At 35.5% G+C, this 24,479-nt stretch carries 23 protein-coding genes; 12 read left to right on the top strand and 11 right to left on the bottom strand.

All coding sequences use genetic code 11. From position 1 onward, the window contains the following. The first annotated feature begins 172 nt into the window (after nt 1-172). Both D1866_RS05270 and D1866_RS05275 read left to right on the top strand, forming a co-directional pair. Nucleotides 173-715, top strand: a complete 543-nt coding sequence (locus tag D1866_RS05270) for a PaREP1 family protein (protein WP_152942261.1) — start codon at nt 173-175, stop codon at nt 713-715. 41 nt (nt 716-756) lie between these two features. Continuing rightward, nucleotides 757-1,362: a trimeric intracellular cation channel family protein gene (locus D1866_RS05275; protein ID WP_013776836.1), complete on the top strand. Its 606-nt coding sequence runs from the start codon at nt 757-759 to the stop codon at nt 1,360-1,362. On the opposite strand, the gene D1866_RS05280 is transcribed toward D1866_RS05275, so the two are convergent. Next, nucleotides 1,349-2,152, bottom strand: a complete 804-nt coding sequence (locus D1866_RS05280) for a DMT family transporter (protein ID WP_152942259.1) — start codon at nt 2,150-2,152, stop codon at nt 1,349-1,351. The two genes, D1866_RS05275 and D1866_RS05280, sit on opposite strands and share 14 nt — an antisense overlap. A gap of 36 nt (nt 2,153-2,188) precedes the next feature. Between D1866_RS05280 and D1866_RS05285 the strand changes: the two genes are divergently transcribed. Together D1866_RS05285 and D1866_RS05290 are read left to right on the top strand one after the other, a co-directional pair. Then, the gene (locus D1866_RS05285; protein ID WP_152942257.1) at nt 2,189-2,776 is read left to right on the top strand and encodes a hypothetical protein; all 588 of its coding nucleotides are present in this window, start codon (nt 2,189-2,191) and stop codon (nt 2,774-2,776) included. Nucleotides 2,777-2,814: 38 nt separating this feature from the next. Beyond that, nucleotides 2,815-3,609: a tetratricopeptide repeat protein gene (locus D1866_RS05290; RefSeq protein WP_152942255.1), complete on the top strand. Its 795-nt coding sequence runs from the start codon at nt 2,815-2,817 to the stop codon at nt 3,607-3,609. A 22-nt stretch (nt 3,610-3,631) separates the two neighbouring features. Here the strand turns inward: D1866_RS05290 and D1866_RS05295 are convergent, their stop codons facing one another. Beyond that, complete coding sequence (locus D1866_RS05295; protein WP_152942253.1) at nt 3,632-5,947, bottom strand: protein kinase domain-containing protein; 2,316 nt, start codon at nt 5,945-5,947, stop codon at nt 3,632-3,634. Between the two features lie 26 nt (nt 5,948-5,973). Next, the gene (locus D1866_RS05300; protein WP_152942251.1) at nt 5,974-6,933 is read right to left on the bottom strand and encodes a BadF/BadG/BcrA/BcrD ATPase family protein; all 960 of its coding nucleotides are present in this window, start codon (nt 6,931-6,933) and stop codon (nt 5,974-5,976) included. 40 nt (nt 6,934-6,973) lie between these two features. Between D1866_RS05300 and D1866_RS05305 the strand changes: the two genes are divergently transcribed. Further along, entirely contained in the window at nt 6,974-7,858 is an 885-nt protein-coding gene (locus D1866_RS05305) for a heterodisulfide reductase-related iron-sulfur binding cluster (RefSeq protein ID WP_420809235.1), read from the top strand. Next, on the top strand, nt 7,852-8,997 hold the full coding sequence (locus D1866_RS05310; RefSeq protein ID WP_155861077.1) for an LUD domain-containing protein: 1,146 nt from the start codon (nt 7,852-7,854) through the stop codon (nt 8,995-8,997). Before D1866_RS05305 ends, D1866_RS05310 begins: the two co-directional genes overlap by 7 nt. Nucleotides 8,998-9,068: 71 nt before the next feature. On the opposite strand, the gene D1866_RS05315 is transcribed toward D1866_RS05310, so the two are convergent. Then, the gene (locus tag D1866_RS05315) at nt 9,069-9,317 is read right to left on the bottom strand and encodes a VapB-type antitoxin (RefSeq protein ID WP_152942247.1); all 249 of its coding nucleotides are present in this window, start codon (nt 9,315-9,317) and stop codon (nt 9,069-9,071) included. Nucleotides 9,318-9,516: 199 nt separating this feature from the next. Between D1866_RS05315 and D1866_RS05320 the strand changes: the two genes are divergently transcribed. Next, nucleotides 9,517-11,253, top strand: a complete 1,737-nt coding sequence (locus tag D1866_RS05320; protein ID WP_152942244.1) for a chloride channel protein — start codon at nt 9,517-9,519, stop codon at nt 11,251-11,253. Here the strand turns inward: D1866_RS05320 and D1866_RS05325 are convergent. Genes D1866_RS05325 through D1866_RS05335 form a run of 3 tightly spaced genes read right to left on the bottom strand, consistent with a single transcriptional unit; the run spans nt 11,241 to nt 13,827 of the window. Continuing rightward, nucleotides 11,241-11,579, bottom strand: coding sequence for a hypothetical protein (locus tag D1866_RS05325; protein WP_152942242.1), 339 nt, complete (start codon nt 11,577-11,579; stop codon nt 11,241-11,243). The two genes, D1866_RS05320 and D1866_RS05325, sit on opposite strands and share 13 nt — an antisense overlap. Then, nucleotides 11,572-11,826 carry a hypothetical protein gene (locus tag D1866_RS05330; RefSeq protein ID WP_196773492.1) on the bottom strand — a complete coding sequence of 85 codons (255 nt, stop codon included), beginning with the start codon at nt 11,824-11,826 and terminating at the stop codon, nt 11,572-11,574. The genes D1866_RS05325 and D1866_RS05330 overlap by 8 nt, the downstream gene beginning before the upstream one ends. 18 nt (nt 11,827-11,844) lie before the next feature. Then, nucleotides 11,845-13,827: an acetate--CoA ligase family protein gene (locus D1866_RS05335; RefSeq protein WP_152942240.1), complete on the bottom strand. Its 1,983-nt coding sequence runs from the start codon at nt 13,825-13,827 to the stop codon at nt 11,845-11,847. 449 nt (nt 13,828-14,276) lie between these two features. On the opposite strand from D1866_RS05335, the gene D1866_RS05340 reads away from it, so the two are divergent. After that, on the top strand, nt 14,277-15,068 hold the full coding sequence (locus D1866_RS05340) for an MBL fold metallo-hydrolase (protein ID WP_152942238.1): 792 nt from the start codon (nt 14,277-14,279) through the stop codon (nt 15,066-15,068). 52 nt (nt 15,069-15,120) lie between these two features. Here D1866_RS05340 and D1866_RS05345 read toward each other — a convergent pair whose 3' ends face one another. The 4 genes from D1866_RS05345 to D1866_RS05360 all read right to left on the bottom strand — a co-directional run bounded on the left by D1866_RS05345 (nt 15,121) and on the right by D1866_RS05360 (nt 21,992). After that, nucleotides 15,121-17,016, bottom strand: a complete 1,896-nt coding sequence (locus tag D1866_RS05345; protein WP_152942236.1) for an APC family permease — start codon at nt 17,014-17,016, stop codon at nt 15,121-15,123. Between the two features lie 222 nt (nt 17,017-17,238). Continuing rightward, nucleotides 17,239-19,203: an acetate--CoA ligase gene (gene acs, locus D1866_RS05350; protein ID WP_152942234.1), complete on the bottom strand. Its 1,965-nt coding sequence runs from the start codon at nt 19,201-19,203 to the stop codon at nt 17,239-17,241. A gap of 40 nt (nt 19,204-19,243) precedes the next feature. After that, nucleotides 19,244-20,323: a glucose 1-dehydrogenase gene (locus tag D1866_RS05355; RefSeq protein WP_152942232.1), complete on the bottom strand. Its 1,080-nt coding sequence runs from the start codon at nt 20,321-20,323 to the stop codon at nt 19,244-19,246. Between the two features lie 97 nt (nt 20,324-20,420). Continuing rightward, nucleotides 20,421-21,992: a hypothetical protein gene (locus D1866_RS05360; RefSeq protein WP_152942230.1), complete on the bottom strand. Its 1,572-nt coding sequence runs from the start codon at nt 21,990-21,992 to the stop codon at nt 20,421-20,423. A 173-nt stretch (nt 21,993-22,165) separates the two neighbouring features. Between D1866_RS05360 and D1866_RS05365 the strand changes: the two genes are divergently transcribed. From D1866_RS05365 to D1866_RS05380, 4 genes are read left to right on the top strand one after another with little or no spacing between them, the layout of a single operon-like run. Continuing rightward, the gene (locus tag D1866_RS05365) at nt 22,166-23,071 is read left to right on the top strand and encodes an NAD-dependent epimerase/dehydratase family protein (protein ID WP_152942228.1); all 906 of its coding nucleotides are present in this window, start codon (nt 22,166-22,168) and stop codon (nt 23,069-23,071) included. Continuing rightward, a complete protein-coding gene (locus tag D1866_RS05370; RefSeq protein ID WP_231136423.1) occupies nt 23,058-23,279 on the top strand; it encodes a hypothetical protein in 222 nt (73 codons plus the stop codon). The genes D1866_RS05365 and D1866_RS05370 overlap by 14 nt, the downstream gene beginning before the upstream one ends. 36 nt (nt 23,280-23,315) lie before the next feature. After that, entirely contained in the window at nt 23,316-23,855 is a 540-nt protein-coding gene (locus D1866_RS05375) for a hypothetical protein (protein ID WP_152942226.1), read from the top strand. Then, on the top strand, nt 23,852-24,430 hold the full coding sequence (locus D1866_RS05380; protein ID WP_231136424.1) for a hypothetical protein: 579 nt from the start codon (nt 23,852-23,854) through the stop codon (nt 24,428-24,430). The genes D1866_RS05375 and D1866_RS05380 overlap by 4 nt, the downstream gene beginning before the upstream one ends. Nucleotides 24,431-24,479: the final 49 nt, after the last annotated feature.

Genomic DNA, 24,479 nt, shown 5'->3' on the forward strand with positions numbered 1-24,479 from the left:
ACTTATGAAAAATTTTCACAGCTAATATTCAGATATATAAACAATAGTGAGAAATGCTTAATGAAGTTCATATAAATCAGGCTAAAAGCTATTAATTTTGTAGATAGCAATAGAGAATAATTCAAGGGTTGGAGATCCTTATATTTTAATGCTGACTACCTATATTTAACACATGGAAATAGTGAACGTTCCTAACGTGAAAGATAGGAAAGCCTACTCTAAAGTAAGGTTACTGGAAAGTATGGTGGAATTAAGAATTGCCCTTGAAATGCTTAAGGAAGGATATACTAGAAATTCCGCGCAAAAGGTCTTCATGGCTTGGAAAGCCATTATTAGTGCATTAGTCTCATTAAATCTAGATAAATTAGGTAAAAATGAAAAGGAGAAAGAATGGTATAAAAAATCTGGATTCTCAGCACCTACTACCAAGCTTAAATTAATCTCCAACGATCTGGAGAAAATAGGTTATGATAAAATCTCATTCATTACAAATACGGCTCTTCTCTTGCACAGTTATGCCTATAACGGTATTTATGAAGGATTAACTCCATATTCCTCTAAGAAAGACGCTGTAATGGATATCCTAAGCCTTACTCACTTCATCTTAGATAATTCTAAGAATTACTTTAAGGAGATTTGGAACGAAGAGCATGAGAAGGAGTTAGAGAACGTTAAGAAATTGTTAGAAGAGATAGAGAGAAATAAGAGTTCTTGATTATAGAAAAGTATTTTTACCACGTTTTCTAGCTTAGGTTGATGAGTTTAATACTTTTAATAACTAACTATATTGGAATTATTGCCTTTTCAATATCCGGTTCTATGAAGGCTATTGAAAAGAAAATGGATTTACTTGGCGTTATAACCCTGGGTTTTTCAACGTCATTAGCCGGAGGAATTCTTGCTGACCTGTTATTGGGAATTACTCCGCCCACAAACTTAATTTATATACCTTATCCCACAGCGTCTTTTATTGCTAGCATAGTTACTTTTGCGTTCTACAAGAAATTTACTCACGTAAGTAAGCCTTTAATATACGCAGATGCTCTAGGTCTAGGAGCCTTCACCGCCTCTGGAGCCTCATTAGCGTTTAGCTTAAGACCAGACCCTCTGCTGGTTATAATGGTAGGAACTATAACCGCTGTAGGTGGAGGAGTGCTTAGGGATATATTAGCTAACGAAATTCCTTTAGTTCTAACTAAGGAGTTTTATGCCTCAGCATCAATTATAGGCTCTACAATATATTACGGTTTAGCAGAGTTAGGCGTGCAGACAGGGTTTCTTACCACTTTAGTTTTACTTTTGACGTTCGCTCTAAGACTTCTCGCTATTAGAATGAAGTGGAAGTTGCCTAATGCATCTTGACGCTAAGGAAAATTGCCAATAAAATGATTATTGTTCCTATTGTCTCATAAATGTTAAGGAATTCTCTAAAAATAATCATTGAAAGTATTATTGTAAATATAGGCTCTAATGCGGTTATTATTGATGCGGTTATTGAGTCAGTCTTCTTCATTCCTCTGTAAAAGAAGAAGTAAGGGATTACAGAGGCAAAAATTGCCAAGTATATTCCAGCATAAACTGAAGGTAAATTTAGTACTCTAACAAAAGGTAAAGAGAAAGGTATAGACCAGAGAGACTGTGAAAATATTATTTCCCAATCACTCATGCCTTTTCTTTGTAGGAGTCGAGAAAAAGATATTAAACCTGCGTAAGTTAAGCCCGAAGCTAAGCCTAGAAGGAACTGCTGGAAAGTAGGAACTCCTAAGTACATGATATATAAACCTACCAAAATCATTAACGACGAGACAATTTTTCCTAAAGTAGCCTTTTCTTTCACTAAAAAATAGGAAAATATCGAAACCCAGAGAGGAGCGGTGTAAAGTAATACTGCAGAGAGTGAAGGCCCGTCTATAGGAATTGTATAAATATACGTTAAATAGAAGAGTGAGGAAACAAAACCCATGCCGATGGCATATTTATTCACAACTATTTTCTTTACAATAAACAGAGAAACGATCGTGGAGAATATACTCCTCATTATGACCATTGTAAATGGACTCCCACCGAGTAAGTAAAAGTAGTTAACAGCAATCCCGATTGTGCCCCAGAAGAAAGCTGCTAGAGTTAAATCAACGTGACCGCTTGTTCTCATTTGATACTAATAAAAGTGATTTGCATTATTTAATTAATGTTGGACTTTGAAGACGTAAAAATTGATATAGAGGATGAAAAAACTAGAGGAGAAATTCTGAATTTCTTTTCAATATTCATCTATCTATCAAACTTTTACGAGAAAGCCTGTATAATTCACGTCCATTGTAACGGAGTACAGATAGAAGGAAAACCAGGATTTGTAGTTGTAAGCAATTTTCCTAAAATTTACTCTAAAGGGGCAGATAAACTTAGGGCTTTGGCTTATCTTTCCTTATTTAGAGAAGAGAAGCCTATTATTGAAAACGATATTCAAGCAATATCTTCAATATCGTTTGTTCCCCTTTATTTTTCAGTTAAAATGAAAGAAAAAGGAATAATAAAATTTCTATCTTCACTTACTCAATACTATTCGGCCATTTATAATCAGCTAAAGAATGAGAAAATAAGGGAAGACTTTAGGAAAGTTTTGAACTCATTCAAGATTATAGATACAATGTTCCTAGAAAACATTAAAAATTCTTACTTAACTCATTTAGGACTTTATGCTAAATTATTAGCATTTGCATCAGGATCTTCCTTATCATATAATGATCTCTTAAAGAAATATGGCATAATTTCATAGTCGAAGATTTTTAATTTCTTCCTATCCAATAATAATTAATGTCACAGATAGACGATATTATCAAACAATATAATAGCGGCAACTTGAATTTAGCTTTAAGAAAATTGGAAGAATTAGTCAATAAAAATCCTACAAAAGAAGCTTACGAGTTGATGGCAAAAATCCTCCTTGAAATGGGCAAAGACGATGAAGCGCTGGAATACTTTGAGAAGGCAGGAAATAAGGAAGAGAAAGCAAGAATACTATTATCAAGGGGAATGTACTCTGAGGCATTAGATGAGTTAAAAGACGTTAATTCTACTCAAGCTAGGATAATCAGGGCTACCATATATTTGAGGAAAGAAGATTATAGGAAAGTTATTGAAGAGTTAAACGATATAAATGATGAACTTTCTTCTAATCCTCTCTATTATAAAATAAAAGGAATAGCTGAATATTATTTAGGAAATTATTATGACGCACTTAGGGATTTAACTAGAGGAATTGAGCTTTATCCATTAGATTCTGAACTATATTATTATAGAGCGCTAGTGAAAATTTCATTAAATGAAGATAAAGAAGCTGAAAATGATATAAATACTGCAATAAATTTGAACCCATATTATGCCGAGGCGTACTTCAGTAAAGGTTTGCTTAAGGAAAAGAAAGGAAAATATGAAGAAGCAATTGCCTATTATTCTAAGTCAATAGATATTAATCCAGAATATGTTGAGGCGTACGTAAGAAGAGCTAAAGCTTACATGAAGAGCGGAATGGAGAAAGAAGCATTTGAGGACATTAAAGTTGTTAAAGAATTAAAAGAAAAAGAGAATATTGACAAAAATAAACAATGATAGGAAAATGATTATTGACTTGTTATATTAACTTATTTAATTCCATAATAACATAATTTATATTAGGTCTTTTTAAGATATTTGGGGATGTCATTGTTTTTATTAATGGATTAAATTCCGCGTACTCTGCAGGTAAAGAAAACCTTTGGTGAAATGCCTCTAATTCTTTCCTGGCTTCTTCTAAATAAATAGCATAAGGTTGATTATTCACATAGGATTGAACAGCCTTGTCCATGAGTTCCGACACTTTGGGTGGATTAAATTGTGTTTGAGTAAGCATTTTATAAATTGTTGCTCCTAAAGCGTATACGTCCATTCTTACGTCAGCGCCTTTATTAGTGAACATAGCCTCTACTTGATCTATTGAACAGTATTGTGGAGTATACTCTAACACTCTCTCTCCTATCTTTCTTGCAGAACCTAAATCTCCTAATTTAACTGAAATTACTCCATTTCTTATGTTCTCGTAAATTTCCTCAGCAGTTTTCCCTGGATATTTATTAAAGAATATATTAGAAGGCTTTACATCAAGGTGAACGTATCCTTCTTGGTGAATCACTTTTAATGCATTAGCAATACTAAGCGAAATTAAACCTACAACTTTCTTCCAGTAGCTTGAGAGTACTACTGCTTGATTTTTTAGTAAGTCTTCTACTGTACCTCCTTCCATTAGTTCCATAACTATTGCAGGAGGCATGGAATAATACACTTCCGACTTCCCTCCTACTACATCCATTATACTATTTAAATCTGCAAAAAATCCAAATATCCTAACAATATTAGGTGACTTCTCAGAAATACTTTGTAAGTTAGATGATTCTTTTGATATATTTCCAAATACATTAAGTATATCATTAACATTTGATTTGGAAATTTTAGCTACTTTTAATGCGTATTTTTGATTATTTCTTTCTCCAACTAATACATACGAACTTCCTCCACTCCCTAAAACTTTAGTAATTTTATAACCATATAAATTGCTGCCTATCCAAATATTAGGATCCCAAGATTCTAAGGGAGGGAGTTGTTTAGGATTCACAGTATTTGATGTAATACCTATAATTGAGGCTAGAGTTGATTTTGCTTTTTCCTTAATAGGTTGTGGCAAGTCTTTTGTGAGCAAATAACTTGCAAATTTCTCTGCAGAATCCTTATCTTTCAACACTAATACATCAAGTAAAACACTAGCATCTGATGGAATAACATTCTTGGATATTATACAATTCACTACATTTGAAAGATGATTACAGTTATTGTAGATTATTTTTCCCGCAAATTTTGAGTAAATCCAGGATATCGAATTGCATTCAAATTTACTTGCAGCATCACAGAAGATCTTAGTATACGTATAATTTAACTTTAGTAATGCGTCCAAATACTTTTCCGCTTTATTGTATAAATTTGAATTTATTGCGCTAAATAATTTATTCTCTATGAGCTGCGGATTAGATAAACTAATCGGAATTACTGAAGCACCAAGAATTAAGAAAACTAACGTGTAATAAGGCGAATAAATAAAGGAGAACCAGGCTAGGCCTAATGATACCAAGGATACTACTATTGCAAGCTCCATATCTCTTTGTCCTCTGAAAATAATACTTCCAAATACAGCAAGTATTATCATTACTAGAATCAAATATGTTACAAAATGATTTATAATATAATATAATATTTCCTTCAGTATCGAAACATTATTTAATATTAAAGGTAAAAATACCAATGGTAATAACGCTGAAAGAAAATAAGGTAACGCAACATTATTTACTGCGTTAAATACTAATCGTTCTGATTTTTTGCTAGCTGATAATACAAATCCTAGTATTCCTGTAACTGTATAGAACAGAAACATATGATTATAAAATAATACTGAGTAAGGCAAATATTTGAAAATACATGAGAAGCATCTTATATTAAGGAAAGAATATTGTAAAATAGGCAATAGTATGAATGCTGTAATAACTAAATATATTATTTGTAATTTAGTTCCTCCAAAGAATAATGCAAACAATAACAGCAAGGAAGTTAAAACTATGAAAGTTATATATAGAAGTGTAGAAATTGAAATAGTAGATAGCATAGAACTAAATGTCTGAGGCAAAAATAACGGTATTAATAAACTCGATATAACCATTGCTATTCCTATCGACTTAAGGCAGGGTTTTATCGACATCGCTAAAGCATATGTTATTAAGCTTTCAGTAACAATAAATATAATTGAATTAGACAAAAATAGAGAAATATCATTAATCATTGAATAAAAAATTATGAAGCTCACGAGTAGTGAAGACGCTATAAATGAAAGTCTAATAGTATTGACAATTTTTTCGTTAACTCTCATTTGGGGATAAATAGACGTAGCATAATTTAAGTTTCACTATATTTTGATCTGATATTTATAAATAAATAGTTTTTTAATTCTTCTTCTGGTAAATTATAAACCATCTGCGTAAGCTCTTTAGCTAAGATATCTCTCTCCTCAAATCTCATCTTTACTCCAGCCAATATCAGTCCCCCAATAACTGCTTGATAACTATAAAAAATACTTACGCCTAAAGAAGAAATTTTCTCTCTAATAATTTTGGAGTTCATTACACCACCTATTACTGAAACTCTTCCGCCTTCTTTCTTTAGCCTATTAATCATCTTTGCAATATATTCGCTTGCCTCATTCATTACTCTTAAAGCTAAAGGATCTCCTTTCTGAGCAAGTTCATCAACTATTACCGCAAAACTGGCAATAAGCCTCTTATCCTGCTCCTTTGAAAGTTTTATTACTGCCTCTCTAAAGGGTAATTTAAAATACTCTTCCACGGCCTTAGGAAGTTCACTCTTTTCCTCAATTCCGTCAACTACCCTTGTTGCATATGTTATAGCAGTCTTAGCTATCCAAGAGGCAGAACCTTCATCACCAAAAATCCAACTCCAACCTCCTACTCTGTGAAGCTCACCGTTCTTTTGATAGAAGGCTACACTCCCTGTACCTGGAGCAAAAACTCCTCCATCCTCGAACAAGTTAGTAGCCCTATAAGCTCCTACGCCATCATTATAAACCTGAGCATTAGGGAAGATCCTTCTTACCATTTCTTCTCCTCTTTTAGTATCTTCTGCAGAATCTCCTATTCCTGCTAAACAAAAAACCGCTTTATCCGCCTTATCTCCTTCTGCTTCGTTTATTGCTCTCCTTAAATTTTCCTCTGCTTTATTCACTCCTATTATTGCAAAATTTGAAGATCCTGCTAATCCTATTCCTTTAATTTTAAAGTTTTTCTTATCAAAAAGTAAAGCTACTGTCTTAGTTGCACCACCATCTACTGCCAATATCACATTCTTTGTTTTGATACTAAGTTATTAATGAGTTTCCACAATTTATCATGTGAATAACCTTTCTGAGATAGGGAAAATTCTGGTGGATAACCTAAATAGATATTACATGCCTTTCCCAGTGGACAAAAAAGTTTGCAGTGGGTGGGCTAAAGATTTACCTAGAGGAGGAGATACAATTATTTACACCTCATGCATGTACCAAATAGAACCTGCAGTAGGAATGTTCCTTAAACTTCTTCCCTCAATTTCCTCATTTAAAGGACTAATGCCACTAGCAAGGTTAGTTAAGCCTTCAAAGTCTCAGCTGGATAGGGCTTATAAAATACTAAATAATATCGTGAAAGCTTTGGAAAAATCGGGAATAAAACCGGGATACCTTTATGAGGAAGAACCTTACAGCGGGGCAATCTTACTTGAAATGGGCTTTCTAGAGGAGTTTAGAGAATACGCAAAGAAGGTTGTTTCTCTCTTTAAAGAGAAAGGAGCCAAAAAGATAATAACCGTTGACCCTCACACTCACAACGCTCTAACTAGGTATCAAGAATTCGTTAAACACGACTTAGAAATCGTAAATTATCTAGAGCTAGTAAATTATACTAAAAAAGTTGAGGGAGAATTCACAATTCACGATTCCTGTCTTTATTCTAGGTTCCTAGGCTTAAGGGAAAAATACAGAGGGTTAATAGAAAAATCTGGGATTAAACTAGTGGAAGACGAAATGATAACAGGTAAGGATACTTCCTCCTGTTGCGGGGGTCCTTTAGGACCCGTTGATCTGAAAGTCAGTGAGAAAATAGCTGAAAATAGGGCTAAGGATTTGGAGAAACTAAGTAAAAGACTTCTAGTAGTCTGCCCAATATGTTACGTTACTTTATTGCCTCATTTTAAGGGAGAAATAATGGACATTGCTGAGGTGATATTTTGAGCTGGGATATTGCAGTAAATAGGGCTATAAATAACGCTGTCCCCAAGGTGTACAAGGTTTTAAGCGAGCATCCTTACGTTGAGGAATTGGCTAAGAGACTTAGAGAAGCTAAGCTTGAGGTTTTAAATAATCTGGAGAAATACGTGGAAGAGACTTTACAGTCAGTTAAGAATAATGGCGGAAATGCCTATTACGTTCACGATGAGAAAGAGGCTCAAGAAATTGTCGGGAAAATTGTAGGAAAAGGTAAGATTGTTGTAATGGGCAAATCAATGGTTGCTTATGAATTAGGAATAAGGAAATACCTGGAAAGTTTAGGAAACGAGGTTTGGGAAACTGACTTAGGAGAATTCTTAATACAACAAGCTAATGAACCGCCTTCCCATATAATAGCCCCGGCAATTCACATGACCAAGGAAAGTGTAGGTAAGCTCTTAAAGGAGAAACTTGGAGGAGTTGATGAAAATTCTAAAGTTGAGGACATGGTTGCAGTAGTGAGGAAATTCTTGAGAGACAAATTTGTTAAGGCAGACGTAGGAATAACTGGAGCTAATGCAATAGCTGCAGATACTGGGTCAGTGCTGTTAGTTGAAAATGAGGGGAACATAAGGTTCACAACTGTTGCTCCTCAGATTCATATAGCTATAGCAGGAGTCGAGAAAATTCTACCAACTTTGGCTGATGCAATGATAGAACCTTTAGTTCAGTCAGCTTATGCCGGACTTTATCCGCCAACATACGTTAATTTAACTTCTGGGCCCAGTTCTACAGCAGATATAGAACATAATAGAGTAAGACCGGCTCACGGTCCTAAAGAATTTCACCTAATATTGGTAGATAACGGGAGAGTGAAAGCCAATAAAGATAGTGTGTTGAGAGAAGCTTTACTTTGCATTAGATGTGGAAGATGTCATTTTCACTGTCCAATATATAGAGCAATTGGAAATATTTGGGGAGATCCGCCTTATAGTGGACCAATGGGTGCAATGTGGTCTTATATAGTCAAGGGCGATGCAAAGCCTGCAATGTATTGTGTTCATTCAGGCAACTGTAAGGAAGTTTGTCCTATGCGGATAAACATTCCAAGAGTATTAGAACATATTAAGAATTTAGGCCTACACTCACAGACTAAAATGTAAGAGAACGTTTTATACTATAAATTTTTGATATTTATAATAGGATAATAATGTTAATATCTACATAAAATAAATTATCCATATCTTTCTTCCCTTAGATCTGAGGTGTCTAAGTGCTTATACGGAAAACCTTCTTTAAGCCATTTGTTAACTAGTTCCTCTATCTTTTCCTCTTCTCTAATCTTTTTTCCTATCTCAGCTTTTCCATATTCAATAAGTAAATTCACCGCCTCATTTTTGGACTTTGCTATGCCTAGTTTGATCATTTTTTCTATGAGTTCTGCAATGCTTCTATCAACTTTAATAGTTATTGTAATCGACATATTCCTAATAATAATAGATAGGCATACCGAATATAAAAATTAGAAGTCATTCTAGTACACTAAGATGTTTCGATTTTAAGATGTATTAGGATTATATGTTAAATATATGATTAATAGCAATAGTACTACAATTACATGAATGAGGGAATTAAAACATACCTTGCGCGAACTTTTTAGACTTAAATTAATGATTTAACGTATGGTTAAATTTAGCGTCGGCAAATTACCTTATTTTGAGAAATGGATAATCTTAGGAACTTTAATAGGTATTGTCGTAGGGTTATTCTCTATAGCCTTTACAATTCTCCTAGATTTTTTTCAATTACTCTTTATTCACATTATTTTACACATAAGTTACCCTAAGCCTCTAGGAGAAGGGGGAAATTTAAGAATACCTCCTTTTCATCCTAACTTTCTAATTCCCGCAATAGTTGGACTCGGAGGCCTGATAGCTGGCATTATCATATACAGAATCTCTCCAGAGACTGCAGGTGGCGGAGTTGATTTCGCAATAACTGTTTATCATGAATTACAAGGTAAAATGAGAAAAAGAGTGGCCTTTGTAGAGCTTTTTACGTCCACAATTATTTTAGGCTCTGGAGGTAGCGCAGGAGATTTAGGCCCCATGGGACTAATAGGTGGATCTTTGGCCTCAACTATTGCCCAACTTTTTGACTTAACTCCCGAGGATATGAGAAGAGCAGTAGCTGTAGGGATAGGCTCTGGAGTTGGAGCAATATTCAAAGCGCCTATAGGAGGAGCATTATTATCTGCTGAGATACTCTACAGACGAGATTTAGAGCCGGACGTTATCTTGCCTTCAATGATTTCCTCAGCAATTGCTTATTCAATTTACGGTTCATATGTGGGCTTTCAACCTATATTTGGACTTTATCCTTTCCAATTTTCACCCCTTCGTTTGCCATTTTACGCTTTATTAGGAGTCATAATAGGGTTATTTTCAATATTATTTGTAAAAATTTATTCTACGATTACGTTGGTATTTAAGAAAATGAAAATAAGGAATGAAATAAAGCCCGCAATAGGTGGAGTTCTAGTAGGCTTACTAATCTTGATCTTCCCAGAAGTAATGGGTACGGGATATGGATGGGATAACTTGCTTGAATTTGGAGTTATACCCTTCTCTTCTTTACCTTGTATTTTCCTCCTTTTGGTAGGTTTAGTTAAAATGCTTGCCTCATCACTTACTATTGGTAGCGGCGGTTCAGGAGGAATAGAAGCTCCAGCTTTTGAAATAGGTGCATTCATAGGTGCATCTTACGGTTTAATAGTACACGATCTGTTTCCCAACGTTGTCCCAGTAATAGCTCCATTTGTAGTAATAGGAATGCTTACAATGTTCGGCGCTCCCGCAAAGGCTCCACTGTCTGTAATGGTAATAATAACTGAAATGACTTCATCTCTCCAATTATTGCCCGGAGAAATGATAGCTGTTGCGTTAGCTTACGTAATTTCCGGGAAGTATACTTTATATCCTGCCCAATACCCTACCAGGAGAGATTCTCCAGCTCATAGGAGCGAGTACGAGGTTCCAATAATGGAGAACATAAAAGTTAGTGAAGTGCCATTTACTGAGCTAAGGATAAATGAGAACGAAAACGTAACTAATGCGAAAAAGTTAATGGAAGAAGAAGGCTATTTATCCCTCCCAGTTGTAGATAATGAAGGAAATTTTGTAGGAGCAGTGTTTTATAGGGACATAGTTAATAAACAAGGGAAAGTCATTGAATATACAGTGAGAGGAATTCCTTATGTTACTCCTAATTCCAATATTGAAAATGCGTGGGAAATAATAACAAGAACGAAATCCAGATGGGTTGCAGTTGTAGAAAAAGGTAAACTAATAGGAGTAGTAACTTTGGACGATCTGTTTAATGTGTATGAAAGAGAGCTTAAGAAAGTTCATAAAGATTGAGTTAATTTCCTAATTTCTTGAACTAAATATTTCGAAAGTTCTAAGCATTTTATTGCGAGATCTTCTTTTAAGCTTTCATAACCATAATCTGCGTCCTTTCTTCTCTCATATAAATATAAGGATTCCTTTGCTAATTCGTCCTTGCCTAAATGCTTTAGAATGTTGATTAATTTATCATCTCTCTTAGGAATAGTTGTTCTAAGCTTTTTAGCTAATTTCTCAATTTCCATCCTCACTGCAAAATATGAAGCTGAAACTGCTTTATTATAACAACCGTTTTTTACATCTATTTCTGCTTCCTTTAATAGTATGTCAACTTTATCCATTCTGGATTACGTGGAAGTTTATTGAACAGTTATACTTAGAATTAACATCTAAAGCCACGTCAGCAATGCTCATAATAACGTCATCAGTCTTACTCCTAACAACAACAAGAACATTACTATCGTAAACTTTCTCGTTCTCATCTAAACCAATGATCATAACAAGGTTATTCCCTAACCTTTCCCTCAAGAGCTTCGTAAACTCGAAAAGGGCAGAATCCCACTCTCTCGTAAAATTTAATGAGTACATCAATATAAAAAGAGACTATTAAAATAAAATTCTTACATCAACTGCGAACGCTCCATTCTCGTTAACAATTAACGGATTAATATCCATTTCCTTGATATTGAGGTCTACTATCATTCTAGATACAGTAACTATTGTCCTTATTAACGAACCTTCATCATATCCTCTTTTCCTTGCAGTTAACATATCATGAACCTTACTTTCTTTAAGCATTTCTAAAGCCTCGTCCTCATAGACCGGAGAAATTCCGTAACTAACGTTCTTTAAAACTTCGACGTAGATTCCTCCACTGCCTACGAGAACCGTGTGGCCAAACACTGGATCCTTTAAACCTCCTACAAACACCTCTAGTCCGGTTAATTGCTCTTGAATCATTACTCTCTTAGTTATTTGTGAAAGTTGTTTATATACGCTCTTTACCATGTCCTTCTCAACGTTCATTGCAACGCCTTTCATTTCAGTCTTATGCAAGGGCTTATCTGCGGAAATCTTCATTACAACAGGATAACCAATACTGTCGGCAACTCTTTGCGCCTCTTCTTCCGACTGTGCAATACCCCATTTAGGAGTTTTTATTCCATATATTTCCATTAACTTCAGTGCCTCATAGTCCGCTAGATACTCTTTGCCTTTAGTAAGTTCTACTGCAGAGGAAATTGGCTGTGCAACCCTTATTTTCTTTCTAGGATTCGGCTTTGACGTTAAGTACCTTATTGCCCTAACTGCTGCCTCTGGGAAATTAAAAGCCGGAATTGATGCAGACTCTAGTATTCTTAATGCAGAATCCTCATCAACACCCATCATTACTCCGACTACCCCTTTACCCTTATAATTCAACAAAACCTTAGCAACTTCACTACAGCTCACTACCGGTAAAGATTGAACAATTACAAGCTTTGTACAATCGAGGTCTTGCACAATTTTCATTGCCTCTGCATATCTATCTCTTCCTGCATCACCAGATAAATCCAAAGGATTCTTCGGCAAACTGGTTACAGGTAGTATTTTCCTAAGTTCGTCCTTTATTCTATCCGGTATATCAACCATATTTAACCCGTTCCTTGAAATCGCATCAGAAGTCAATACTCCGTGACCTCCACTGTTCGTCACTACTAGAATATCTCCTTTTATTGGTTCAGAAGAAGTTACAAACCTTGTTAGATTAAGGAAGTCGCTTAAGTCCTCTACAAATATTCCTCCGACAGTCCTTATTGCAGCCTTAAAGACTTCATATGAGCCCGCTAAACTACCAGTGTGAGTCTTAACTGCCTCAGCACCTTTTGCTGTAGCCCCTCCTTTTATAAAAACTACAGGCTTTCTTGAGGCCGCGTCAGGAATAACGTCGAGAAATTTCTCACCGTCTGCAACGCCCTCAAGGTAAACAAATATCGCTCTAGTTTCTGGATCTCTGGATAAGTAGTCAATTACTTCGTATTCTTTTACGTCTGCCTGATTGCCCATGCTAACTAAAAAGCTTATCCCGGTTCTTGTTCTTTGAGCCCAATCTAACATGTAAGCTCCTATTCCACCGCTTTGAACTACTAAAGCTATTTCTCCCCTTGGAACATTGGCATAAGCAAAGGTACCATTAAAGTCCGGAGAAATTAGACCCATTGTATTTGGTCCTAAAACTCTTATTCCTCCCTTTTTGGCTGTAGATATTAATTCCTCCTCAAGCTTAGCTCCTTCATCTCCTACTTCCCTGAAGCCAGAAGTTATAACAATTGAAGCTTTTACTCCTTTCTCAACGGCGTCCTCCATTACCTCTACAGCAAACTGCCTTGGTACTGAAATAATAGCTAAATCTACGTCTCCAGGAATTTCCTTCAATGTTTTATAAGATTTCATTCCCTCTATTTCTTCTGCCTTATTATTTACGGGATAAATTTTCCCTCTGTAGGTAGCGATTAGGTTTCTCAAAATTATATTGCCTATCTTTTCTCTATTCCTTGAAGCTCCTACTACCGCTATTGATTTTGGTCTAAATAGAGGATCTAATGACATACATTACTTTTGAAATCGAGATTAAAATTTCCTACGTATATTCATTTATAGATTTCTAATTAACCTTGTTAAAAGCTAATAATACTTAACCATCTGACTTCCTCCCCGCCCTAAAGGGCGAGGGTTCCCACCATCGATTCGGGTCTCATTTAGCAGTCGGGATAGCCAGAGAGGGAACTTTCATCGCTAAGCTCTAGTCCCTTAAAGGGAGATACCGGTTGCTCCTCCCACAGTCCCATTCAGCAAGGAGCGTCGTTAGTGTCACTAAGAGATGCTAAGAAAAAGAGATATTTAAATTATCAACATCCCCGCCCCTTCTGGAGGCTTTCAATCTTTTGTAAAATTATACCTTCTTATAGAAAAAGAAGAACGTAAAGTTTTACGTTCATCAAGACGAGAAAGGTAACGTTAAAATCAAGAAAATAGGATAACTAATGAGGAGAAATTCTTTGCCGTGCAAAGGAATTCACGCAGTACCCTCTGGGCCTATAGAATTTCCAGAATTGGTATATTCCTTCGTTATATGTGATGAGAAGGTAGTAATGATAGACGGAGGAGTAGCAAATAGCATAATGGACGTTAGTTTTCTCGATAAACTTGATTACCTAGTAATCACGCATCTTCACATTGATCATATAGGTTTAATTCCAGATATAGTTTCGACCTATAAGCCTAAAATACTAGTTTATGAAGGTTACAAGAAATACCTTGAGAATCCAGATAAGATAAATAAGACAGCAAGGCAAATCCTAGGAGAGCTAGTGGACATTTACGGGGAAGTTAAACCAATTAATGGAGATATCCTAGAAGTGAAAGGAGGAGAAGAGATAAAGATAGGGAAAAATACGATGAGGATATTTTACACTCCCGGCCACGCTAAGCACCATATTTCAGTAATGATTGGAGATGTGCTTTATACTGGAGATTCTGCAGGAGGTAGATATAACGGAATTCCTTTCCCCACTACTCCTCCGCCCTTAGATTTAGAGAAGTATATTTCTAGCTTAGAGTTCCAAATTTCCCTAAAACCTAGAGTAGTTGGCTTATCTCATGGAGGTTTCACTTCCTCATCTCACCTCTTAGAGCATTTAGAGCAAATAAAGAGTAACCAACGTGTAGATATAGACCTTGGAGGGACTCAAGGAGAAATTCTAAGAAGACATTTAGAGATTAATTATAAGGGATTAGAAGAAGCGAGGTCAAAAGCCGTAGGGAACAAAGGGCTTTCACAGAAGCCTTAATAGGCACTCTAGCCCGCGGCTAAAAAATCTTTAATTTTAGAGGAAAAAAGTCTTATGGTTCCCTAGTTTCTTCAATTATTTCCTCTATAGCATCCGTTCTAAATCCAGATTTTACTGCTATATAATGGAATATTAAAACTACTATAGCAGCTATTATAACATCAGTCGGGAAGGGTATTATTGGATTTAATCCTAGTGCTCCGAAATAAGATAATAAGAATATTGCAAATATAAATGCGAATATCCAATAGCTAGCTTTTATCTCTTCCTTGACATCTTCGTTACTAAAGCTCCATAGGACCGCAATGTTTGCTAGTGAAACTCCTACCATTATGATAGTATAAAGTATTAAAGCAGTGGTATTACCTGCAGAAAGTCCAGAAGTCGCAGTATAGAAGTCATAAGCAGTAAGTAAAATTACTACCAAGTCTACAACTCCTAATGGATAAGCTATCTTCTTAGGAACTCCTAACCTTACAGCATAATATCCGAAGAATATAGGAAAACCTAAGAATATTGCGGTCACTACGTAGAATAGTGTTGAAAACCCTGACCAATATACTATTAGCCCAGAAGCTAATGTAGCTATTGGAGCAATTACTTTCGCCGCAGGTAATTTAAAGTTCCTCTTTAAGTCTGGAGCGGTTTTTCTTAACGTCTCTAGTCCAATTCCACCCATTATATAAGTAAAGACTGTTGCAGAAGAGATGAAGCCTACTAAGGATTCCCAAGATGGGAATGGTAACATGAATATAGCTGCAATTATTGTTGCAGTAATTAAAGCTATAACTGGAACCTTCGTTCTGCCAATCTTTAAGAAGAGTCCAGGTAAATACCCATTAGTAGCGAAGCCGTAAACTGTCCTTCCAGAAGTTCCTAGATAAATCCAACCAGTCCCGCTTGGAGAGAGTACTGCATCAATTAATAGAATATAACTCCAAATTGCAAATAGTGATGCTATAGGACCAAAAACCTTTGCAGTAGTCATTATTGTATAGTAGGGACCACTAACTAAGTTAGAATGCGCTAATGCAGTCCAATTCCCTGGAGTCACTGGTTCTGTTGCATTACCTACTTGAACAGTTACAGAAGACCAATCTATTGCTCCCGTAAATGCTACTTGAAGTAAGGTATAAAGTATTAGTCCTATTACTAGAGCTCCAATTACAGCAAACGGAATGTCTTTCTGAGGATTCTTTCCTTCACCTCCATATTCTACTGCTTGCCTAAATCCTAGGTATGAAAATATAACCCCAGTAGTAGGTATTGCATAAAGTACTGGTGCAAAGCCAGAAAATCCTGAGGCGTTCATTGGCGCACTAGGGAAAAAGCCTCCGCCCATTGTAAAGTTAGCAGGATGGAAATAAAATGCTATTAAAAATATAACCGTAAGTGCCGGAACAATTACTTTCCACCAGCCCACTCCATGAGTAACTTTACCTAGTATTCCGACTCCTGCGTACTGAAGGAGGAAGAACAATATTAGGATTATATATGCAGACAAAATTCCTAGAGGAGTTAATACTCCATTCGGATATATTAAGCCCGGAACAAGTGCTGATAAATAAGTAATTGTTGCTGTCGCTTCTATTGCAGGGACAGATGCAGCAGATAAGAAGTATGCCCATGTTATTATATATCCTGCAACTCCGCCGTGAGTATAGTGAGGATATCTTACAATTCCTCCAGATTTTGGTATTGCGGCACCTAATTCACCGTATGCTAATCCAACAAACATTACTAGAATTCCCGCAATTATCCATGAGAGTATTCCTGCACCACCTGCATAAGCTGCAGTATATAACGCTCCAAATAACCAACCTGAACCTATTACTCCTCCTACTGATAAAAATAGTAATTCCCATTTATTTAAACTCCTTCTTAAGAGCTTGTCTGAAGTTTTTCCATAATCTTTCGCTCCGCCAACTTCTCCTTTACTGCTAGACATATTAAACTTTCAAAATGAACTTTCTTAAAAACTTATCTGTATTTTGCACATAGATATATTCAGTGTTAATACAACGGAGAGTTACTTTTATTCATGTTTTACCAAAATTATAGATTAACTGCGAAATTGACGGACTTAAAATAAGCAATTTTTAAGCTAATTTAACATTATCAACCTTTTATAAAATGAAAGAAGAAATAGAAAGAAAGAAGAAAAATCTCGTCATTGCTTTGAAACTTCTTTCTTAAATTCCTCTGCAGCCTTCTTTATTTCTTCCATTGATGCCTCATCTTCCATAGTTGAAATATCTCCTATTGAAGATCCCATCATTACGGCCTTGATTACTCTTCTCATTACTTTACCTGACCTAGTCTTAGGTAGTTTATCAACGAAGTGAATCTTAGGAGTAACTATAGGTCCCATTACTTCCCTAACGTGATTTTGAATATTTTTAGCCAACTCGTCCGAAGGAGTATATCCTTCCTTTAAGACTATGAACGCATGAACTTCTTCTCCTTTTACTGGGTCTGGAAGACCTACAACTGCTGCCTCTGCTACTGCTGGATGAGAAGTTATTGCAGATTCTACTTCTCCTGAACCTATTCTATGCGCTGCAACCTTTATTGTCTCATCAGCTCTTCCTAATACCCAAACATAGCCGTCTTCGTCAATCATTGCATAATCTCCTGGGTAATAAATTCCAGGGAATTTGGAGAAGTAAGTTTTCTTAAGCCTCTCGTTTCCTGGATCATTCCACATACCCATCATCATATATGGTGGGAACGGAGGTTTCATTACTAGATAACCTCTTTCCCTAGGCTTAGTAGGATTTCCTTGGTCGTCTAAAACTTCTATAAAGTTACCGGGCAATGGATAACCAGAGGCTGGACCAGATTTCATCGGCATGTAAACTAAACCCGGCAAATAACCTAAGTTTGGTGCTCCAGTTTCCGTCTGCCACCACTGATGAGACATAAAGACTTTGCCTCCTCCAACAACTTCTAATCCCCACTTCCATGGAGAGTAATTCAACACTTCACCATTAGTTACTATCACTCTTAAAGAAGAGAGGTCGTGAGCTTTAACGTAGTCGTCTCCATACTTCATGAAAGCTCTCAATGCTGAGGCGGAAGTCCCAAATGTTGTTGCTTTATATCTTTCTATAATCTCTGCCCACTTATCAGGATATGGATAGTAAGGTGCACTTTCGTATATTACTACTGTCCTTCCCATAACTAACGGAGCATAAGTTATGTAAGAATGGCCTACAATCCAACCTATATCTGAGGTATTAAATAATACATCGTTCTCCTGACTTAGACCGTAACTCCATAAAAGCATTGTTGCAGTTCCTACTAAATACCCTCCAGTGGAATGAACTATTCCTTTAGGCTTTCCAGTAGTTCCTGAGGTATATAAGATAAAGAGGGGATCGTTAGAGTCCATGGGCTCTGGCTCTATATACTTATATTTGCCCACCTCATCAAAGTACACGTCTCTTCCTTCCTTAAATGGAATTTCTACTCCAGTTCTTCTATAGACTAAAACCTTAGATACTGGAGATTTATCTCCTAACCTATCTAATGCCTCGTCAACTATCTTCTTTAATTCTACTAGTTTTCCAGTTCTATAATATGCATCTGCAGTTATTACTACCTTTGCCTTTGCATCATCAATTCTATCAGCAAGAGCTTGAGAACCGAAGCCTGCAAAAACTACGCTATGTATTGCACCAAGCCTTGCACAAGCTAGCTTCGCAAATATTCCTTCAGGAGTTAATGGCATGTAAATTGTTACTCTGTCTCCTTTCTTTACTCCTAGTTCTCTAAGTGCGTTAGCCCATCTATTTACTTCATAAAAGAGGTCTTGGTAAGTTACTATTCTCCTCTCTCCTCTTTCACTTTCCCATATTATTGCGGCCTTAAATTTCCTAGGTGAATTTAAGTGCCTATCTACGGCATTATAAGAGGCATTAAGCTTACCTCCTATAAACCACCTAGTTAAAGGATCTTCCTGCTTCATTGTCTCCTTCCAGGGCTCAAACCAAGTTATTAATCCTTGAGCTAAATCGCCCCAGAATTTTGCGGGATTCTCTTTACTAAGCTTAAACAAATAAGAATAATACCTCATGTTATAATCTGCTTTTTCCTCAAGTTTTTGTTCGCTAATCTCTTGTGTTTCAACCATATTATATCGTATAAATATACTTATACTTTCTTAAAAAACATTACCATTTTATGACTGACTTTATCTCACCTTTAGGTTTATTTTCCAAAATTTCCTTTGCATTTTCTGGAGTAACCACAGTAGTTATCATCCTATTAAGTAAATCTCCGTATTTTTCCTTCCACATGGTAAGATAATTCACCGCAGATTTGAAGTGCCACTTATTTGCATTAACGCTACCTACAACAGCTATATTATTCTCAACCATGAAAGTTACAAGATCGGCATCAATTTGCACTTTATCCCCAGTTTGAGTACCAAATAAAACTAAGATAGAATTCTTGTTCATTTTATGCATTAAAGGAACGAAAGCTGAAGGAAAACCGCTCGTATCGACAATAATGTCTGCCTTAGGAAGATGATCAACTCCCTTAGTAGTATTAACGAATTCTGCCTCAATTCTGGTAGAAACGTATTCTTCTGCGGGCGAAGGATCTCTTCTATTTAACATGTAAACATTAAAGCCGTATGTTCTTAAAAGTAAAGAGAAGAAAGTCCCTATCGGACCTGTACCAACTACATAAGCATTCCTGCAATCGTAGGCACCGTCTTCACAATTCCATACCATCCTTTGTTGTATATGCATTACTTCCTCTATCGCTTTAACTACGTTTGATAATGGCTCCGTTAAGACTGCTATATCTTTTATTGCTTCAGGAACTTTTACTAGATAAATTTCGTCATCGACGAATTCTTCTCTCATAAACCCGTTTTTACCTCTTATTCCTGCCTCAACAAAATTTCCAGTTTCGCAAAAGTCTTGTTTACCTATTTTACAATTTAGGCAAACTCCGCAACCTCTTCTAACAACTGGAACTACATAATCTCCTTTCCTCAGCTCTTTCACTCCTTCTCCTACTTCCTTAACCTGTCCAAACGCCTCATGACCTAGAATTAATTCGCTCCAACCTTCTTGAGGTCTTGTGAATGATAATTTATTTCCTACAATACCTCTATCAGTTCCGCAGACTCCAGTATAAAGAGTTTTAACTAGCACTTGACCTTTGCCTACTTTTTCTTCAATATTTACATCTTTTACTTCCATTCCAGGCTGGTGAGGTTTAACTACTATTGCTTTCATAAATATATACTCATAAAGGAAGGTAATAAAGGAAAATTCTAAAATACCATATAGAACAAAAAATCTCTTTTGAATAATAAAAAAGGAAAGAAATTCCTTATTTCTTTCTTGCAATTACCATAATTACGGCTATAATTAGTATAATGATTACTATAGCTATTCCTAAAATTTCAGTATTGCTAAACGAGGGTGATGGTGAGGTTATTGCTGATGGAGAGGGAGAGCTACTTGTTGACGATGTTGGGGTATATCCATAAACTATTAAGTAAGTACTTGCAGGATCAGTGAACACTACGATAGTACCATTTACTACGAAATAGTCACAAGAATTCAACTCTACTAAAGAACCATTGCTCTCCTGTTCAAATACTACGAAGTTCTCATTACTTACTTTACTAACGTTAAAAGTAACGTAACCGCTAGCGGAAATATTTACAATCTGTGCTAAGTAACTTTTTCCTTGTATAGTAACATTACTTACCACTACCGCAGTAGGCTTTACAATAGTTACATTGACTATAGTAGAATGTATAACGCTTACATAAAACGCTGAGGAGTTTAAGGATAGCATTAAAAGTAAACCTTTAGCGTGGTTTACATAAACTTGGTGTTGTATAACAACATTAGCTGTGGTTTCTACAGTGTTATTTGTACATATACCTAGAATTACTGGTACTCCTTGATGATAAATTACCGAAATTAGTGAAGGCTTTGCTAATGCAGGTGCATTAATTATATGAACTATGAGTAGTTCTCCTGCTATAAAGGAGGAATCTTCAAAAATTCCATGATATTCTGCATTTATATAAGCTGAATGAACATATCCAACTGTAGTTCCGTTAATTCCGTAAAATTCTAAAGTAGTGAAGTTAACCCTACCGCTCATTGGAGCACGTAATCCTAAATTTAAGTTTCCTATTCCTAATCCTTTCCATTCTATAGCTGGCATTAATTTACCATAGAAGTATGCGGTAGTAACAGTATAGCCTTCAGCACTAGATGAAAAACTAGAGCCATTAACGAGGAAGCATTCACTTAATGGCGAGTATTTTCTTGGCATTTGAACGTGTAACATAAAAGACGAGCTATATTCAGATTCACTTGAAACGCTAACCTTAGTTAATGTGAGATTTATATATTGAATTATTGAGGAGTTTTGTTTAATTCCTACTGAGATGTTAGACATTGAAGTACCATTAATGAATTGTAAGACTACTTCGCCAGATCCATTTATATAGGAATAAGTGTGAACATAACTCTCATTAAATCCTGCCCACACTATTTCCTCCATATCAGCAGAAATGACTATTATTCTAGCTAATTGAGGTATGGTAGTTCTAACATACAGGTTCCCACTTGCAGAGGAATTAATACATATCTTCCCATTTATTGTTTCAGTACTTCCAGTCACTAAAGTATAAATTGTAGTATAACGATTAACGTAGGTATTTTTGTCATTACAGCTTAAATTCCCATAATATGTAGAGTTGCTAACTTTATATATTTCTGCAGATAAAATACCCATTTTCCCAATATGTAAATAACTGGAGTACTTGCTATACTCTAAAGTGTAATAGGTATTATTATTTGATACAGATGAATTAACAATTGACATAAAAAGTATTGGAACAATTAATAGCACTATTATTCCTATTGGAATTAATCTCATGAGCTAAACTTCTACATTCCACTATTAAAAACAAGCTTTCCACAGTAGGATAAAATGGTTGAAACGAAATAGTTTCACTATAAAATTTTTTCATTAACAAGATTATATTTATGTAGATGGTTATTTATATCATAAAATAGTCAATCTCTTTAATTTATACACATATTTCTGTTATGACATCCGTAGTTACAGGAGGAGCAGGGTATATAGGAGGGCACCTAGTTGACCATCTAATAGAGAACGGAGAAGACGTAATAAGCATAGACGATTATTCTTTTGGAAGTTACGTCAACGAGAAGGCTCAGAATATAAAATTGGACTTAAGGATAGCTTATCCCGAAATCCCTAAAGAAGCAATAATTTATCATTTAGCTGCAAATCCAGACGTTAAGACATCAATGGAAAACATTTATGATCATTTTGAACGCGACGTTAAAGTAACGTTAAATGCAATGGAAATGGCTAGAAAATATGATGCTAAAATGGTGATATTCTTTTCATCTTCAACTGTTTACGGTGAGGGAAAAATACCTACTACTGAACTTGATGAAATTAAACCTATTTCAAACTACGGCTTATTTAAAGTTCTAGGAGAAGAAATATTGAATTTTTATGCTAGAAATTATGGAATAAGAGGTGTATCTTTAAGGCTAGCAAATATTACTGGAGGTAGAGTTTCTCATGGAGTAGTCATAGATTTCATAAAAAAGTTAAGGAAAAATAAGGAAGTTCTGGAAATCCTAGGCAATGGGAAACAGAGGAAAAGCTACCTTTACATAACTGATTTACTTTCAGCAGTTGATGTAATAGTTAAGTACTTTAAAGGTTTATACGACTCATTTAATATAGGAAATGACGATTGGGTAACGGTGGACGAAATAGCTAGAATAGTTGAGGAGGAAATGGGATTATCCCCAAAGCACGTTTATATTGATGCAGGAGAAGGTAGGGGTTGGAAAGGTGATGTTAGGTTTGTGCTACTTGACATATCGAAAATAAAATCTTTTGGATGGTTGCCAAAATATTCTTCAGCTCAAGCTATAAGACTTGCAGTGAGGGATATCCTTGATAAAGTATAAACTAATGGGAATAGGATTAATTTTACTTTCTGCCTTAGTAATATATGTGTCTTTTTCAATTTTCTTCTTAGGGTTAAAAATAAAACTAGGAGGATACGATATTTCTCCGCTAATAATAAAAATAATAAATTTTGCAATAATCTTTTTAGTTTTCATTTACTTAGCATATGTAGGATATATTATGATTTTCCATGCTCAAGAAAAATAGGGAAAATTTCTTAAACTTATCAATAAATTTTTACATATGCCACTATCTAAAGATGATAAGAGAAAGTTAATTTATGCAATAGTATTTTCTGTAGCTTCTTACGCAGTAGCTGCAGGATTAGCTTTAGGAACAGCTGCTTATGCTCTTAGCATATTCACTGACCCAGTGGTAACGCTTACCATTCCGTTAATAATAGTAGCAATAGGAATCCAGGCAATAAACGCAAAGAACGGACCTCTCCTCATCTTAGTAATAAGTGCACTACTTTATGCTTTATCTGGTTTAATATTCCTAGTTCCAACCTTCGTAGTAGCAGGGCTCGTAGTAGAAGGTGTGTCAAGAATTGTGGGATATAGATCATTCAAGGCTGTCATGATAAATACCACATTAGCCGGTGGCTTAGTAGGAGTCTTCAGTGTAGTATTTGGGGTACTATTTGTACCTTCAACTGCCTCACAATTCGCTTTAGATCTAATGCTGGCATTTACCGGAATATATTTTGTAGAGTCAGCAATAATGGGTGTAGTATCTTACTACTTGGGTAATTTCCTAATAAAATCCGGGGTATTACATTGAAAACCTCTTTTTTATATTCAGTAATTTTTTCTGTGCTAATATTTCTATCCACCTATGTATCTCTAGGCATTTATGCAATGGCTATTACTATTGCAATGCTATTCAGAAGGAAGGGAATTTTCACAGCAGAAATTCTGATAGCAGTATTTTCCTATTTCGCCCTATCATACTTTGATAAAGCTTACCTTTACGTATTTACCGTAAGGGCCATAACTTACATAAACCTTTATTTTGTAATTTCAGAATTAGTTGATAAGTCAACCGCTCTTGATGCATTAGGAGAGAAAGGGGTGCCAATAATCATTGCTTTAGCTTATTATCCATATTTCTTTCAACTCTCCTCAGAGGTTTCATTTTACGCAAAGGCAAGAGGGATAGGCTTCAACCCTATAAAAATCTCAAGGCCTCTGCTAGTGGAAATGATTAAAGTTGCCGAAAACCTTTACGTCGCTTATACTGTAAAGCTTTTTGGAAATTATTCTGGAAAAAGGAATTTTAAACCTAGAACTTCTGACGTAATACTTCTTACTATAGGAGTGGTTATATTCACATTATCACTCGTGTTCCCTTTATAGGAATTACATGAGTTATTACCATTATTAATAAATATTTTGTAGCCAAAGA

Source organism: Acidianus ambivalens (assembly GCF_009729015.1).
In the GTDB taxonomy this organism is placed as follows: Archaea; Thermoproteota; Thermoprotei_A; order Sulfolobales; family Sulfolobaceae; genus Acidianus; species Acidianus ambivalens.